The sequence below is a fragment of the Natronorubrum bangense genome, from assembly GCF_004799645.1.
Taxonomy (GTDB): domain Archaea; phylum Halobacteriota; class Halobacteria; order Halobacteriales; family Natrialbaceae; genus Natronorubrum; species Natronorubrum bangense.
The window spans coordinates 992,503-1,005,388 of sequence record NZ_CP031305.1 but is presented as its reverse complement, the minus strand read 5'-3'; the positions used below and the strand labels follow the sequence as shown (position 1 = coordinate 1,005,388).

14 protein-coding genes are annotated in these 12,886 nt (G+C 64.1%); 7 read left to right on the top strand and 7 right to left on the bottom strand.

The features are described 5' to 3' along the window. Positions 1 to 75: 75 nt before the first annotated feature. The 5 genes from DV706_RS04995 (at position 76) to DV706_RS04975 (ending at position 4,840) form a co-directional block, all read left to right on the top strand. Positions 76 to 426 carry a DNA-binding protein gene (locus DV706_RS04995; RefSeq protein WP_006066222.1) on the top strand — a complete coding sequence of 117 codons (351 nt, stop codon included), beginning with the start codon at positions 76 to 78 and terminating at the stop codon, positions 424 to 426. Continuing rightward, a complete protein-coding gene (locus DV706_RS04990) occupies positions 426 to 1,022 on the top strand; it encodes a DUF7411 family protein (protein WP_006066223.1) in 597 nt (198 codons plus the stop codon). Before DV706_RS04995 ends, DV706_RS04990 begins: the two co-directional genes overlap by 1 nt. An 87-nt stretch (positions 1,023 to 1,109) precedes the next feature. Then, positions 1,110 to 2,408, top strand: a complete 1,299-nt coding sequence (gene hisS, locus DV706_RS04985) for a histidine--tRNA ligase (RefSeq protein ID WP_006066224.1) — start codon at positions 1,110 to 1,112, stop codon at positions 2,406 to 2,408. A gap of 75 nt (positions 2,409 to 2,483) precedes the next feature. After that, on the top strand, positions 2,484 to 3,293 hold the full coding sequence (locus DV706_RS04980; RefSeq protein ID WP_006066225.1) for a 2-oxo acid dehydrogenase subunit E2: 810 nt from the start codon (positions 2,484 to 2,486) through the stop codon (positions 3,291 to 3,293). A gap of 62 nt (positions 3,294 to 3,355) precedes the next feature. Next, a complete protein-coding gene (locus tag DV706_RS04975) occupies positions 3,356 to 4,840 on the top strand; it encodes a sulfatase-like hydrolase/transferase (RefSeq protein WP_006066226.1) in 1,485 nt (494 codons plus the stop codon). A gap of 15 nt (positions 4,841 to 4,855) precedes the next feature. Here DV706_RS04975 and DV706_RS04970 read toward each other — a convergent pair whose 3' ends face one another. The 4 genes from DV706_RS04970 to DV706_RS04955 form a co-directional block, all read right to left on the bottom strand. Further along, positions 4,856 to 5,284: a desampylase gene (locus DV706_RS04970; protein ID WP_006066227.1), complete on the bottom strand. Its 429-nt coding sequence runs from the start codon at positions 5,282 to 5,284 to the stop codon at positions 4,856 to 4,858. Positions 5,285 to 5,291: 7 nt separating this feature from the next. Further along, positions 5,292 to 6,242 (bottom strand): ABC transporter substrate-binding protein, encoded by a 951-nt coding sequence (locus DV706_RS04965; protein ID WP_006066228.1) that lies wholly within the window; start codon positions 6,240 to 6,242, stop codon positions 5,292 to 5,294. Between the two features lie 311 nt (positions 6,243 to 6,553). Continuing rightward, on the bottom strand, positions 6,554 to 7,222 hold the full coding sequence (gene npdG, locus DV706_RS04960) for an NADPH-dependent F420 reductase (protein ID WP_006066229.1): 669 nt from the start codon (positions 7,220 to 7,222) through the stop codon (positions 6,554 to 6,556). 86 nt (positions 7,223 to 7,308) lie between these two features. Beyond that, a complete protein-coding gene (locus tag DV706_RS04955) occupies positions 7,309 to 7,566 on the bottom strand; it encodes a hypothetical protein (RefSeq protein ID WP_049889790.1) in 258 nt (85 codons plus the stop codon). Between the two features lie 194 nt (positions 7,567 to 7,760). Between DV706_RS04955 and DV706_RS04950 the strand changes: the two genes are divergently transcribed. Further along, entirely contained in the window at positions 7,761 to 8,588 is an 828-nt protein-coding gene (locus DV706_RS04950) for a glycerophosphodiester phosphodiesterase (protein ID WP_006066231.1), read from the top strand. A 1-nt stretch (position 8,589) separates the two neighbouring features. Here the strand turns inward: DV706_RS04950 and DV706_RS04945 are convergent, their stop codons facing one another. After that, a complete protein-coding gene (locus tag DV706_RS04945) occupies positions 8,590 to 10,182 on the bottom strand; it encodes an FAD-dependent oxidoreductase (RefSeq protein ID WP_006066232.1) in 1,593 nt (530 codons plus the stop codon). 176 nt (positions 10,183 to 10,358) lie between these two features. Between DV706_RS04945 and DV706_RS04940 the strand changes: the two genes are divergently transcribed. Continuing rightward, a complete protein-coding gene (locus DV706_RS04940) occupies positions 10,359 to 10,814 on the top strand; it encodes a response regulator (protein WP_006066233.1) in 456 nt (151 codons plus the stop codon). Between the two features lie 32 nt (positions 10,815 to 10,846). Here the strand turns inward: DV706_RS04940 and DV706_RS04935 are convergent, their stop codons facing one another. Further along, positions 10,847 to 11,722, bottom strand: coding sequence for a TIGR01548 family HAD-type hydrolase (locus tag DV706_RS04935; RefSeq protein WP_049889800.1), 876 nt, complete (start codon positions 11,720 to 11,722; stop codon positions 10,847 to 10,849). A 122-nt stretch (positions 11,723 to 11,844) separates the two neighbouring features. Then, positions 11,845 to 12,825: a hypothetical protein gene (locus tag DV706_RS04930; protein WP_006066235.1), complete on the bottom strand. Its 981-nt coding sequence runs from the start codon at positions 12,823 to 12,825 to the stop codon at positions 11,845 to 11,847. Positions 12,826 to 12,886 lie beyond the last annotated feature (61 nt).

The following is a 12,886-nucleotide window of genomic DNA, read 5'->3' as shown; positions in this document are numbered from 1 at the left end:
AACCGCAGAGAGCCGTCAGTAGCTCACTGTCGTCCGTAATCATTTTCCGCCGTGCGACGGTAGATGTGTGTAGCTATGAGTGGTTCACCCGACGAGGAGAAACTCGAGGAACTCCGTCAGAAGAAGATGGAACAGCTCCAAGAACAGGCAGAGGGTCAGCAAGGCGGTGCCTCCCAGGAGGCGGCCCAGCAACAGGCTGAAGCCCAGAAAAAAGCCGTCCTGCGCCAGCACCTGACCGACGAGGCTCGCAAGCGGCTCAACACCGTCAAGATGAGCAAGCCGCAGTTCGGCGAACAGGTCGAACGACAGGTCGTCACGCTCGCCCGCAGCGGTCGCCTTCAGGGGAAGATCGACGACGACAAGATGAAACAGCTCCTCCAAGAGCTCAAGCCCGACTCGAAGAGCTTCGACATCAAGCGCCGCTAATGGAGCTCGGCGTCCTCTACAGCGGTGGCAAAGATTCGACGCTCGCGGCCCTTCTCTTGGAAGAGTTCTACGACGTGACGCTCGTCACGGCCCACTTTGGCATCAGCGACGACTGGAAACACGCCCGCGAGACTGCCGACGCCATCGGCTTCGCGTTCGACCGGCTCGAACTCGATCCCGCGGTCGCCCACGACGCCGTCGCCCAGATTCGGGCTGACGGCTTCCCTCGAAACGGCATCCAGCAAATCCATCAGCACGCCCTCGAGCGGCTGGCCCGACAGGAGTTCGACGCCATCGCCGACGGCACCCGGCGTGACGACCGCGTCCCGACGGTCTCTCGGGCGCAGGCCCAGAGCCTCGAGGATCGTCACGACGTCGACTACATTGCGCCGCTGTCTGGCTTTGGCCGCACCGCCGTCGATCGGGTAGTCGAGGATCGACTCGAGGTGATCGCCGGACCGAGCGAGGAGATTACTCGGGCCGACTACGAGGCAGAACTGCGAGCGCTCATCGCCGACGAAGACGGGCACGCGGCGATCAGAGAGCTGTTCCCGGAACACGACCAGACGTACGTGACCGGCGTCCACCGCGGCTAAGAGCTGGCAGCGACCGCCGCGTGCCGACGGCAAACGAGCAATCACTAAATAACAGGATAGAAGTTCGCCGTGCCCTAATACCGGGGCATGTACGACGGCATCAAGGGTTTTCGTGATTTCTATCCCGGCGAGATGGCCGCCAGACGGGCGACCATCGACACCTTAGAGGACACTGCCCGCAGCTACGGCTTCCGCGAGATCGGCACCCCCGCACTCGAGCGCGCAGAGATGTGGACTGACAAAAGCGGCGACGACATCGTCGACGAACTCTATTCCTTCGAGGATCAGGGCGGACGACACGTCACGCTCACTCCGGAGCTGACGCCGACGGTCGCACGGATGGTCGTCGCCAAACAACAGGCACTTTCGAAGCCGATCAAGTGGTTCTCGACGCGGCCGTTCTGGCGCTACGAACAGGTCCAGCAGGGCCGCCAGCGCGAGTTCTACCAGACCAACGTCGACATCTTCGGCTCGAGCGAGCCCGAGGCTGATGCCGAAATCCTCGCCTGGGCCGCCGACGCACTGACCGGGCTGGGACTGACCGGCGAGCACTTCGAGTTCCGAATCTCCCACCGAGACATTCTCGAGGGTGTCCTCGAGAGCTACGAGGCCGACGTTGACACCGACGCGGCGATTCGGGCCGTCGACAAGTCCGATAAGATCTCACAGGTCGAGTACCACGACCTGCTGATCGGGGCCGGCCTAACGGCAGACCAGGCCGCCGAGTTCGGTGACCTCATCGCCGGCGGTAACCTCGAGGCAGTCAAGGCGTTCGCCGACACCGAGCGCGTCACGGCAGCCGTCGAGAACCTCCAGAACGTCCTCGAGGCCGCCGAGGACTTCGGCGCGCGCGAGTACTGTACGATCTCGCTCGAGACCGCGCGCGGCCTCGATTACTACACCGGCGTCGTCTTCGAGTGTTTCGACTCCGCAGGCGAGGTTTCGCGGTCGATCTTCGGCGGCGGCCGCTACGACGACCTCATCGAAGGGTTCGGCGGCCAGCCCACGCCCGCGGTCGGCGTCGCCCCGGGCCACGCAACGCTGCCCCTCCTGATGCAGCGCGCAGGCGTCTGGCCCGAGGAGGAAGTGACGACGGACTACTACGTCCTCCAGATCGGCGACACGCGATCCGAGGCGGCCCGGATCGTCCGCGACCTCCGCGACCGCGGTCACGTCGTCGAAACCGACGTCGCGGGCCGTTCCTTTGGCGCGCAACTGAACTACGCTGACTCGATCAACGCCGAGACGGTCGTCATCGTCGGCGAGCAGGATTTGGAGAACGACGAAGTGACGATCAAAGACATGGAATCGGGCGACCAGACGCAGGTTCCAGTTGACTCGTTCCCAGGCGATCTCGAGCGACCGACGTTCGACGACCTCGAGTAGGGAGTCTCGTTTTGACGGCCTCGAGCGATCCGTTGCAGGCAAAGACGTTTCCCCCCTCGTTAGACTACAGCGCCCATGGCCGACCGAGGAGAGACAGTCGAGTCGTTCCCGATTCAGCGCCGCGGAACCGTCGACTACATGCGAGCGGCCGGCAGACGGAGCGTCGTCCACGGACTCGTCGAGTTCGACGTCACCGACGTGCGGCGTCGCATCCGGAACGGAGAAACCGAGCGCGGAGCACAGCTGTCGTTCACGGCGTTTCTCGTGTCCTGTCTGGCGCAAGCCCTCGAGGACCACCCCACGCTCCAGTCGTACCGCAACTGGCGAGGACGAATCGTTCGGTTCGACGACGTAGACGCGATGGTCATCGTCGAAACGCAGGTCGACGGCGCACAAACCGGTGTCCCACACGTGATCAGGGCGGCAAATCGGCGATCGTTGCGATCGATCCACGATGAGATTCGCACCGCCCAACGCGACCCCAACGAGGGCCGGCAACCCAAATTGGCATCTCTGGGCCTTCGACTCCCAGCCCCCATTCGACGGCTGTTCTGGCGGTTGCCACAGTTCTTTCCGCGACGCTGGAAACGGATTGCGGGGACCGTTGCCGTAACGTCCGTCGGGATGTTCGGAACGGGCGGTGGCTGGGGGATCAGTCCGACGAACTACTCGTTGCAGCTGACAGTCGGTGGCATCGAACGAAAACCGGGTATCGTCGACGGGACCATCGAGCCCCGCGAGTTCCTTAATCTCACAGTGACGGTCGACCACGACGTCGTCGACGGTGCGCCGGCCGCGCGGTTCGTCCAGCGGCTGAAAGAACTCGTCGAGGACGGCCAGGGAATCGAGACGGCGCTCGAGTCGCAGCCATCAGGAACTGACTGACCGGTCGCGTCGAATCCACAGCAGGCCCCAGCATTAACTACGCTCTCGGTGTACGACCCTCGATGGTCGACGCCGATCGCCCGAACGTCCTCTTTGTCCTCACCGATCAGGAGCGATACGACTGCAGCGCGCCCGAGGGGCCGCCCGTCGAGACGCCGACGATGGACCGGCTCTCGAGTGAGGGAATGCGCTTTGTACACGCGTTCACGCCGATCAGTATCTGCACGAGCGCTCGCGCATCGTTGCTGACCGGCCGGTATCCGCACAGTCATGGAATGTTGAACAACAGCCACGAGGCCGACTCGATTCAGCCGAACCTGCCCTCTGAGCATCCCACGTTTTCTGAACAGTTGGCCGAACACGGCTACGATCTGAGCTACGTCGGCAAATGGCACGTCGGCCGCGACCAGACGCCCGAGGAGTTCGGTTTCTCGTATCTCGGCGGCAGTGACGTCCACCACGACGACATCGACGACGCGTTCCGCGAGTATCGCCGCGAGCGCGGTGAGCCCATCAAAGCGGTCGAACTCGAGGACGAGATCTACACGGGGACGAATCCTCGAGACAGTACCGAGGGAACGTTCGTCGCAGCGAAAACACCGATCGACGTCGAAGAGACCCGTGCCTGGTTTCTCGCCGAGAAAACGATCGAGGCGATCGACGCCCACGCCGAGCGCGACCGAGACGAGCCGTTTTTCCACCGAGCCGATTTCTATGGGCCGCACCATCCCTACGTCGTCCCCGAGCCGTACGCCTCGATGTACGATCCCGACGAGATCGAGCGGCCCGAAAGCTACGCCGAGACCTACGACGGGAAACCACGGGCGCAAGAAAACTACCTCTCGTATCGTGGTGTCGCCGGGTTCGACTGGGACATTTGGGCCGAAGCCATCGCGAAGTACTGGGGCTTCGTGACGATGCTCGACGACCAACTCGAGCGCGTGCTCGAGGCGCTCGAGCGCCACGGGCTCGCCGAGGAGACGGTCGTCGTCCACGCCTCGGACCACGGCGATTTCGCCGGCGGTCACCGCCAGTTCAACAAAGGGCCGGTGATGTACGACGATACCTATCGAATCCCACTGCAGGTTCGCTGGCCCGGCGTCACCGACCCGGGATCGGTCTGTGACGCTCCCGTTCACCTCCACGACCTCGCGGCGACGTTCCTCGAAATCGGCGACGTCGCGGTCCCGGACGCCTTCGACGCTCGGAGCATCGTCCCCTTGATCGAGTCCGGCGGCGACCCCGAGGGAGTGCCGGCGACGTGGCCCAGATCCGTGTTCGCTCAGTATCACGGCGACGAGTTTGGCCTCTACACCCAGCGAATGGTCCGCACGGCGCGATACAAGTACGTCTACAACGGGCCGGATATCGACGAACTGTACGATCTCGAGGCCGATCCTGCCGAACTCCAGAACCTGATCGACCATCCGGGCTATACGGACGTTCGACGGGAACTGCGAGAGCGACTCATCGGGTGGATGAAAAAAACGGACGACCCGAATCAGGGGTGGGTGCCGGACGTGCTCCGAGCCGCAAACGAGGACTGAGCCACACGATATCCGTCACTCGAACACGACGGCCTCGCGTTCGAACCGCTCGTCGTCGGCCCGCCAGCGCCATGAGCCAATCTCGTGTGGCTCGAGTGAGACGATCAGATACGAGCGATCCGGCCAGGTCGCCCGCGCGACGTCGGTGTCGCTCGGTCGCGGTGGGCCGCGGGGATGGGTGTGATAGAAGCCGACGATTTCCTCCCCGCGCTCTTCGAGCCGATCGAAAAGCTCGAGTTGGGCCTCCGGGTCAATTCGATAGCGCGTTCGTGGCGTCTCAGCGACGTTGTCGGCGGGGTACTGCGAGTGAACGCGACTTCGCCCGTCGGGGTCGTATCCGCCACCAAAGACCCCACAGACCTCCTCGGGGTGGCCGTCGCGGGCGCGCTCGAGGATCGCGTCACGGATCGCGATCGGAACGACGAGTTCGGGATCAGCGGTCATCAGCTGGTTAGGCGTCCGCCTCGAGTCGCGCCGAAAGCGTCTCGAACGGAACCGCGATCTCCGCAAGCGGTTTCGACGGCGTCTCCTCGTCGAAGATGTCGGGCTGGACGATCGGTGCTAACGCCTCGAGCGTGTCGACCAGCCGCGGGCCGGGCCGGTTGAGGTAGTGATCGCCGTCCATCGCCCAGACGCGACCGTTCTCGACTGCGGTAAGCTCGTCCCAGCCCTCACGCTCGGTGAGGTCTGCCGCGTTGGCGGCGATCTGCTCGAGGCCAAAGCCACAGGGCGCGACGATCACGAGTTCGGGGTCGTAGGCGCGAATATCCCCCCACTCGCGGGGCCGCGAGCGCTCGCCGACGTCGGCTAGCCCGTACGTGCCGCCGGCCCACTCGACGAGTTCGGCCGTCCAGTGGCCTGCGATCATGGCGGGGTCGGTCCAGTCGAAGATGGCGACGCGCGGACGGTCGTTGGGGTCGAGATCGGCGGTCTGGGTTCGAATGCCCGCTATTCGCGACTCGAGGGCGGCCCGGACCTCGCTGGCCCGGTTCTCGGAGCCCGTCGCGTGGCCGACTCGCTCGAGGTCGTCGAGGACATCGCCGACGCTGTGGGGGTCGGTCGTCAGAATTTCCGGGTTCGATTCGAGCGTGTCTACGGCCTCGGTGATAACCGTCTCGTCGACTGCACAGACGTCACACATTCCCTGGGTGACGATCAACTCGGGGTCGATCTCCGCGAGCAGGTCGGTATCGACGTCGTAGACGCCCCCGTCGTCGGCGGTCTCGAGGACTTGTTGGTCGATCTCGGCACTCGAGCCATCGGTGTCGATTCTCGAGGCCGTAACCGACGGGAGTGTCTCGACGCCAGGCGGGTGGTCACACTCGTGGGAGACGGCCGCCGGCTCGAGGTCGAGGGCGGCGACGGTTTCGGTTGCCGAGGGAAGCGTCGTAACGATTCGCATGGAGGGTCGTAGGGAGCGGACGGGCAAAAACAGCCGGCTCGAGGTCACCCTCGAGTCGGTCTGATCGAACTGAGAACTACTGATGAGGACCCGAGTACGATTTCGAGTAACAGACTCGAGTTCCTCACTCGAGCGAACTGCTCAGACTGGCACCACTGATTGCCATGACCTCCCCAGCCGATTCGTTCACTCCTGTCGGTCGTTCACTTACCTCGCGCGGTGTCGTCGACGCGCTCGAGCGCCACGAGAGTGCGTCGACAGCGCGCGCCGCTTACGTGGAGTGTCTCGAGCGAACGAACGCCGAAACGCGGCTACTGGAATTTGACGCCGACGTCGTGGAGATCTGTGTTGTACTTGGCGATGTTGATGACCAGCGGCGTGACGCTCTCGACCTCAGCGGCGTTTGCGAGTGGGCCGACGTCGAGTGCGCGGAGTCCTTCGATCTCGTTCGTGAGGTTGCGGAGGGTTTCTTTGGCATCGTCGTCGTCTGCGACCAACAGCGTGTCGAGGTCGAGATCGGTGTCGAGGTTTGAGAGCGCGTCGGCCGCGAGGTTGTGGAACGCACCGACGACCGGCACCTCGTCGGGGGCTCGCTCAGCGACCAGTTCGGTGACGCTGCCGGTTCCTGGGGGATGGTAATGGAGGCCGTCCTCGTCGCCTTTCATTCCGACTGCGGGGGTGACCAGGATCGTCTCCGCGTCGAGGCTGTCTTCGACCGATTCGATGGTGTCGCCGACGTGATACGGCGGGACGCTGAGGACGACGATATCGGAACGGTCGGCCGCCATCCCGTTTTTGAAGCCCTTGATGTTCGCGTCGACACCGCGCGCTTCGAGTTCGGCCTCGTAGTCGTCGACTGCCTCGCGGGCCTTTTCGGGGTCTCGAGAGCCGATGAGGACCTCGTGGTCCGTGTCGCGCGCAAAACGCAGGGCCAGTCCCTGTCCGATGTCGCCGGTTCCGCCGAGTAGTGCGATTCGCATGTCCGACACTCGGGACGGCAGCCGAATAAAAGGGGTGGAGCGCGGCCGATCTCGCCGGGTTTTCGTTGGGGCTCCCAGCAGACAGCCTACGGTGCGTCCTCGTCGTCCGGATTCATCGCCGCACCGAACGCGCTGTCGTAGGCCTCACGGTTTTTCACCTCGCGGATCCGTTGCTCGAGCGTCGTTGCGAGTTCCTGGCGGCGGTCTTGGTCGATGTCCGAATCATACTCGAGCGCCTCGAGTTCACCTTTGGCCGTCCGTAGCTCGTCGACGGCGGCCTCGGCCTCGAGATCAGTCGCGCGGTCGAGCGTGTGTTCGACGTCCTCGAGCGTGGTATCGGTCATAGGCATCCGTTTTACGACCAGTGTCATCAACACGACCCCGTCACTCGCCACGTTCGACGGTCGCCACACTGGCGAACACAGGCTCCATTATAGTAACAACTGAAACGGTTTGCACACCGACCGCACAGCTGTCGTGCGATCGGGTGCGCACTGATTTTCAGTGGCTACTATAGCCCTGCCGTCGTCGCTCGAGTATGGCTACCGTGATCGCCCACCGTGGCTACGCCGGCGTCGCTCCCGAAAACACCGTCGCTGCGGCCATCCGCGCCGCCGAGGACGGCGAGACGACGATGCTCGAGATCGACGTCCAGCCAGCAGCCTGTGGCACACCGGTCGTACTCCACGATGAACGACTCGAGGGGCGTCGCAATGGTCGCCCGCTCACCGACGCGTCGGGACTCGTCTGGGAAACGAGCCTCGAGACCCTCCAGTTAGCCCGTGTTCTCGGTACCGATGAGACGGTCCCGACGCTCACCGAGTTCCTCGAGGCGATTCCCGAAACGGTGGGCGTCAACGTCGAGTTGAAGAATCCGGGAACGACCGACTTGCGATTCGCCGAGTCCCTCAGCGATAGCGTGCGAGCCGAGCGCCGCGAGGTCTGGACGCCGTTCGTCGAGCGTGTCGTCGACGTGTGTGCGGGCTTCGACGGCGAACTCCTCTTTTCGTCGTTCTGTGAGGGTGCACTCGCGGCTATCCGAGATATCGCACCCGAATACGCTGCCGCCCCGCTCGTTTTCGACGACCTCGAGGCAGGTCTCGAGATCGCCCGTCGCTACGACTGTGAGGCGATCCATCCACCGCGAAACGTGATCGTCGGGACGGGGCTGGCAACGACATCATACGCCGGGTTCTCCGACGCAGCGCCCGACATTGACATCCTCGAGACAGCTCATGCGGAGGGACGGACGGTCAACGTCTGGACAGTGACGAACTGGCACCAGTTCGACCAGCTGGCAGCCGCAGGCGTCGACGGGATCATCGCCGACTATCCGGGACTGGGTGTGCCCTCGAGCGTTCGCTGAGTCACTCCTGGTCCGGATTCGGATCGGCTCCTGGCCGTCGCGTCGGCAAATCCTCCGTCGCCGGCCCCTCGAGGAGCTCGCCGTCGAGTCCAAACCGCGAGCCGTGGCAGGGGCAGTCCCAGCTCTGTTCGGCATCGTTCCACTGGACGAGACAGGAGAGATGGGGGCAGACCGCCGACGTGGTGTGGAGGACACCGTCGTCGTCGCGTGCACGGGCGATCGGTTTCCCGCCGCGGCGGACGACCCGTCCCTCGCCGGGCCCGAGCGCATCGAGCGTGGGCGTCAAGAGGGTTCGCGCCCAGTCAGTCGCAAACTGACTCGCCGCGTCGGCGTTCTCGGTGAGCGTCGTGCCGAGTGAGGTTTTCGGCGTGAACCGAAGTGGGGAGAAGAGGTCGCGTTCTCGCGGGTGTTCGCCCGTAATGAGGTCGGCAAGCAGGCGTCCGGCAGCGACACCGTTTGTCATCCCCCAGCCGCGAAAGCCGGTCGCAACGAAGACGTTCTCACCGCCAGGGCCGACTCGGCCAACGAACGGAACCTTGTCGACCGTCTGGTAGTCCTGGGTCGACCACCGGTAGTCGATCGACTCGACTGAGAACCGCTCGCGTGCCCAGCGCTCGAGTCGTCGATAGCGGTCGGCAGTCGAGCCACCCTGTCCCGTCTTGTGGTTCTCACCGCCGACGAGCAGGAGGTCGCCGTCCGAATCGCGGTGGGTTCGCACCGAGCGGTAGTTGTCTCCCGACCGGTAGTACATCCCTTCGGGTGGATCGCCATCGAGGCGAATCCCGAGTACGTAGGAGCGTTTCGGATGCATTCGGGCGAAGTAGCCCGCCCGATCGAGGATGGGAAAGCCGGTCGCGAGGACGACCCGTCCGGCCGTCACCGTCGCTTCGCGGGTCCGGACGCGACACGGCTGCCCCGGCTCGACGTCTGTCACGCGGGTGTGTTCGTAGATAGCCGCGCCGTCATCGCCTCCGAGTTCGGCCGCGACTCCGAGGAGGTACTGTCGCGGGTGAAACCACGCCTGCTCGTCGAATCTGACCGCCGCTTGCGCCCGCTCGAACGGCGGCACGGAGGTCACGTAGCTCGCGGCGAGTCCCGCAGCCTGTGCAGCGTCAGTCTCGCGCTGTATCTCGTCCGGCTCGTTGCTGTAGAGATACGAGGGGTGGCGTTCGAACCCGCAGTCGATATCCAGTTCGTCGATCCGCCGTTCGACTTCGTCGATTGCGTTCTCCTGGAGTCGTGCATACTGGGTCGCTTGCCGGCGACCAAACTCCCGGCGCAGGTGATCGTAGATCGCCCCGTGTTGACTCGTCAGCTTCGCCGTCGACTTCCCCGTTGTCCCCGTCGCCACACGATCCCGCTCGAGGACGGCGACCGTCTCACCACGCTCACGAAGCGTGATCGCCGTCGAGAGACCGGCGATTCCGCCGCCGATGACGGCAACGTCGACTGTTCGATCGGACGTGAGCGTCCCGTCGTGTGTGGCCGTCTCCGGTCGGTCATCTTCGAGGTCGTCGTGATCGGACTCGAGCGTGCTCGCAAGCCAGAACGAAGTCGGTTCGCCGGGAAGGTCGCTGGGGAAACACTCGGCCATAGGAACTGCGGCGAGCTACAGCAGGAGTGGACAAAAAGGGCTGGGCGGCTGGAAGGTCGCACACGCTGTGATACGAGTATCGGTGGACTGAGCCGTCGGTGAACGTGGGACAGGCTGCACAGTGAGTACAGGTGGGCCACCACGCCATTCATTTTCAACACGGCCGTAACGAGCGTATGACACCACCGGCTGAGAATACGATCGCGATACTGCTGGTCGAGCCGAACCCTGGGGATGCGAGGTTGTTTACCGAGTCGTTCGCGGATGCGAGCATCGCAAGCGACGTCCACACCGTTACCAACGGTGAAGCGGCACTCGAGTTCGTCCACCAGCGTGGCGAGTACGCCGACACTCTCAGACCAGATCTTATCCTGCTTGATTTCCAGCTTCCGGGCACGAGCGGCGAAGCCGTCCTGTCGGAGCTCAAATCCGAGCCGTCCCTGCGGTCGATCCCCGTGATCGTGCTGACGAGTTCGGATTCTGAGGAAGATATCGCTCGGTCATACGATCTCCACGCGAACGCCTACCTCCAGAAGCCGGTCGATCCCGAGGAGTTCGTCGAACTCGTTCGCTCGTTCGAAGAGTTCTGGCTGACGTTCGTTCGACTCCCTGGCGACGGCGACGGCGCGTAAGTTATCGTAGCCACTGAGCTCGTGTGACGAGCTTACTCCTCGAGCAATGCCGGCAACTCGGTGATCGACTCGAGGACAGCCGACGCGTTCGCATCGTCGTACTTCTGTCGTCCCTCTTCGCCGGTGAGCCCACCAGTGAGCACGCCAACACCGTGATACTCGCGATCAGGATCTGTCTCGTCAGCGTTGGTGGCCGTTCGGATGTCGTCTAAGGTGTCGCCGACGAAGACGATGGTGTCAGCGTCGAACCGTTCGGCAAGCGTCAGCAGCGCTTTCGGATGTGGTTTCCCCTCTTCCCAGTCGTCCATCGTAAACCGGTGGTCGACGGGAATCGCGTCCTCGAGGCCGACGCGCTCGAGGGCGATCTCGGCTTCGGCTTCCGGCCGGCCGGTCACGACGCCGACATCGTAGCCCTCGAGCAACGCCGCGCGTGTCTCGTCGTCCAGCAACAGGGGTTCGTCGTGGATGAACCCTCGACTCTCGATGTCGGGTTCGCCGCCCTCGAGCCCACGATAGAGTTCAGCACCGAGATACAACTGCTGGAAGACGTCACGGAGGCGGTCGCAATCTAAGCGATCGGTCACGCGCTGGGTCGCCCGCGCACCGAGGTCGTCTCGGACCGCGGCCTTGGCTGCCTCGAGACCGCCACCGTGTTCGGCGATCGCATCGGTGAACGTCTCGATAGACGCACTGTAGCCCTCGGCCGTCGCGAGGATATACATCGCAGCCGCGTACGTCAACTCCCAGTCGTTGTTGAAGCCGCCAGCGTCTTTGAATAGCTGGATGTCGGCTTTGCGGATCGTTCGGTCGTAGACGCGATCGATGGACTCGACGATTGCGCGGCGATAGGAGTCGGCGACGTCGACGAGTACGCCATCGATATCGAGGACGACGGCATCGGCACGGATGGTCATACGCGGGCTAACGGACTACTGCGAATAAAGGGCGACGGATCGAAGCGCTCGAGCAACGACGCACAGAGACGGATCGGCACGCTCGAGGGATGGACACGATCACGACCCGCTCGGAGTCAGTCGATCGACGTGGACGGCTGGGGCGAGTCCACGGCGAACTGTTCGTGGACGGCCCACAGCGACGGCGTCTCGACCGCGGCATCGACGACGACCGTCCGTCCAGAGCGGTGGATCGTCGGCTCCGTCAGAGCGTGGTCGCCCGTCGTGGCTTCGTCGACGAGTGCGTCGATCGACGCTCTCGAGAGGCGAGATGGGCCGGTGACGAGGCCGTACCGGATCCGTGAGCGGGTCGACCCCACCTGAAGCGAGCAGCCGATCGCGCTGGCGGTCTCGACAACCGCCGCGAGTGACTCGGAGCGGTCGGCTGCGCTGTCGACGAGCTGCGACCGAGTTTTCGAGCCGAGATCGGCATACGCGACAGCGTCGCCGTCGAGTAGCGACGGGAGCGAGCCGTAGCTGGCGGTCGGCGTGTGCGCTCGAGTCTGTCCTCGAGATCCATCTGCGAGCGCTGCGTCGAGATGGCTCACGGCACGCTCTCGAGTCCGTCCGTACCCTACCCGAAGCGTTGACGGCTCGAGTGCAACCGCGTACGGCCCGTCGGCGGCGACGAACTGGGCAACGCCGTCGGATCGGCGGGCGCTGGGTCTGGTAAACTCGAGCTCGTGGTTGCGGAGTTCGGATTCGACGGCCTGGGTGTCGAACGAGCCGACTGCGGCGGCACAGCCACCGGCGACAGCGTTGCCATCGATGGCGACGCTTCCGTGGATGGACTCGATGTCGTCGACCGAAACCGAGCGCGCCCGAGCACGTACGTCTGTCAGTACCGAGTCGATCGGGTCGGGAACGCCGACACTCTCCACGACCGCTGAATCGACTGCTGCGACCGCCGTCGTCGCGGCATCAGCGACGGCACTGGCATCGTACCGACCTGCCGTCGGGATCGACCGCGATCGCGCCGCCGTCCCAACACCGGTTGACAGGAAGCCACCACAGACGAGGGCCAACGCGTTCCGAGCGAGCGACCGTCTTGAGACCATTAGCCGATGGTTCCGGGAGAAGATATATAAATACGAACGACAACATTCTCGTTGAGAAAAC

Coding starts and splice junctions, on each gene's coding strand:
- DV706_RS04995 (WP_006066222.1), top strand. CDS start 76: ATGAGTGGTTCACCCGACGAGGAGAAACTCGAGGAACTCCGTCAGAAG.
- DV706_RS04990 (WP_006066223.1), top strand. CDS start 426: ATGGAGCTCGGCGTCCTCTACAGCGGTGGCAAAGATTCGACGCTCGCG.
- hisS (WP_006066224.1), top strand. CDS start 1,110: ATGTACGACGGCATCAAGGGTTTTCGTGATTTCTATCCCGGCGAGATG.
- DV706_RS04980 (WP_006066225.1), top strand. CDS start 2,484: ATGGCCGACCGAGGAGAGACAGTCGAGTCGTTCCCGATTCAGCGCCGC.
- DV706_RS04975 (WP_006066226.1), top strand. CDS start 3,356: ATGGTCGACGCCGATCGCCCGAACGTCCTCTTTGTCCTCACCGATCAG.
- DV706_RS04970 (WP_006066227.1), bottom strand. CDS start 5,284: ATGACCGCTGATCCCGAACTCGTCGTTCCGATCGCGATCCGTGACGCG.
- DV706_RS04965 (WP_006066228.1), bottom strand. CDS start 6,242: ATGCGAATCGTTACGACGCTTCCCTCGGCAACCGAAACCGTCGCCGCC.
- npdG (WP_006066229.1), bottom strand. CDS start 7,222: ATGCGAATCGCACTACTCGGCGGAACCGGCGACATCGGACAGGGACTG.
- DV706_RS04955 (WP_049889790.1), bottom strand. CDS start 7,566: ATGACCGATACCACGCTCGAGGACGTCGAACACACGCTCGACCGCGCG.
- DV706_RS04950 (WP_006066231.1), top strand. CDS start 7,761: ATGGCTACCGTGATCGCCCACCGTGGCTACGCCGGCGTCGCTCCCGAA.
- DV706_RS04945 (WP_006066232.1), bottom strand. CDS start 10,182: ATGGCCGAGTGTTTCCCCAGCGACCTTCCCGGCGAACCGACTTCGTTC.
- DV706_RS04940 (WP_006066233.1), top strand. CDS start 10,359: ATGACACCACCGGCTGAGAATACGATCGCGATACTGCTGGTCGAGCCG.
- DV706_RS04930 (WP_006066235.1), bottom strand. CDS start 12,825: ATGGTCTCAAGACGGTCGCTCGCTCGGAACGCGTTGGCCCTCGTCTGT.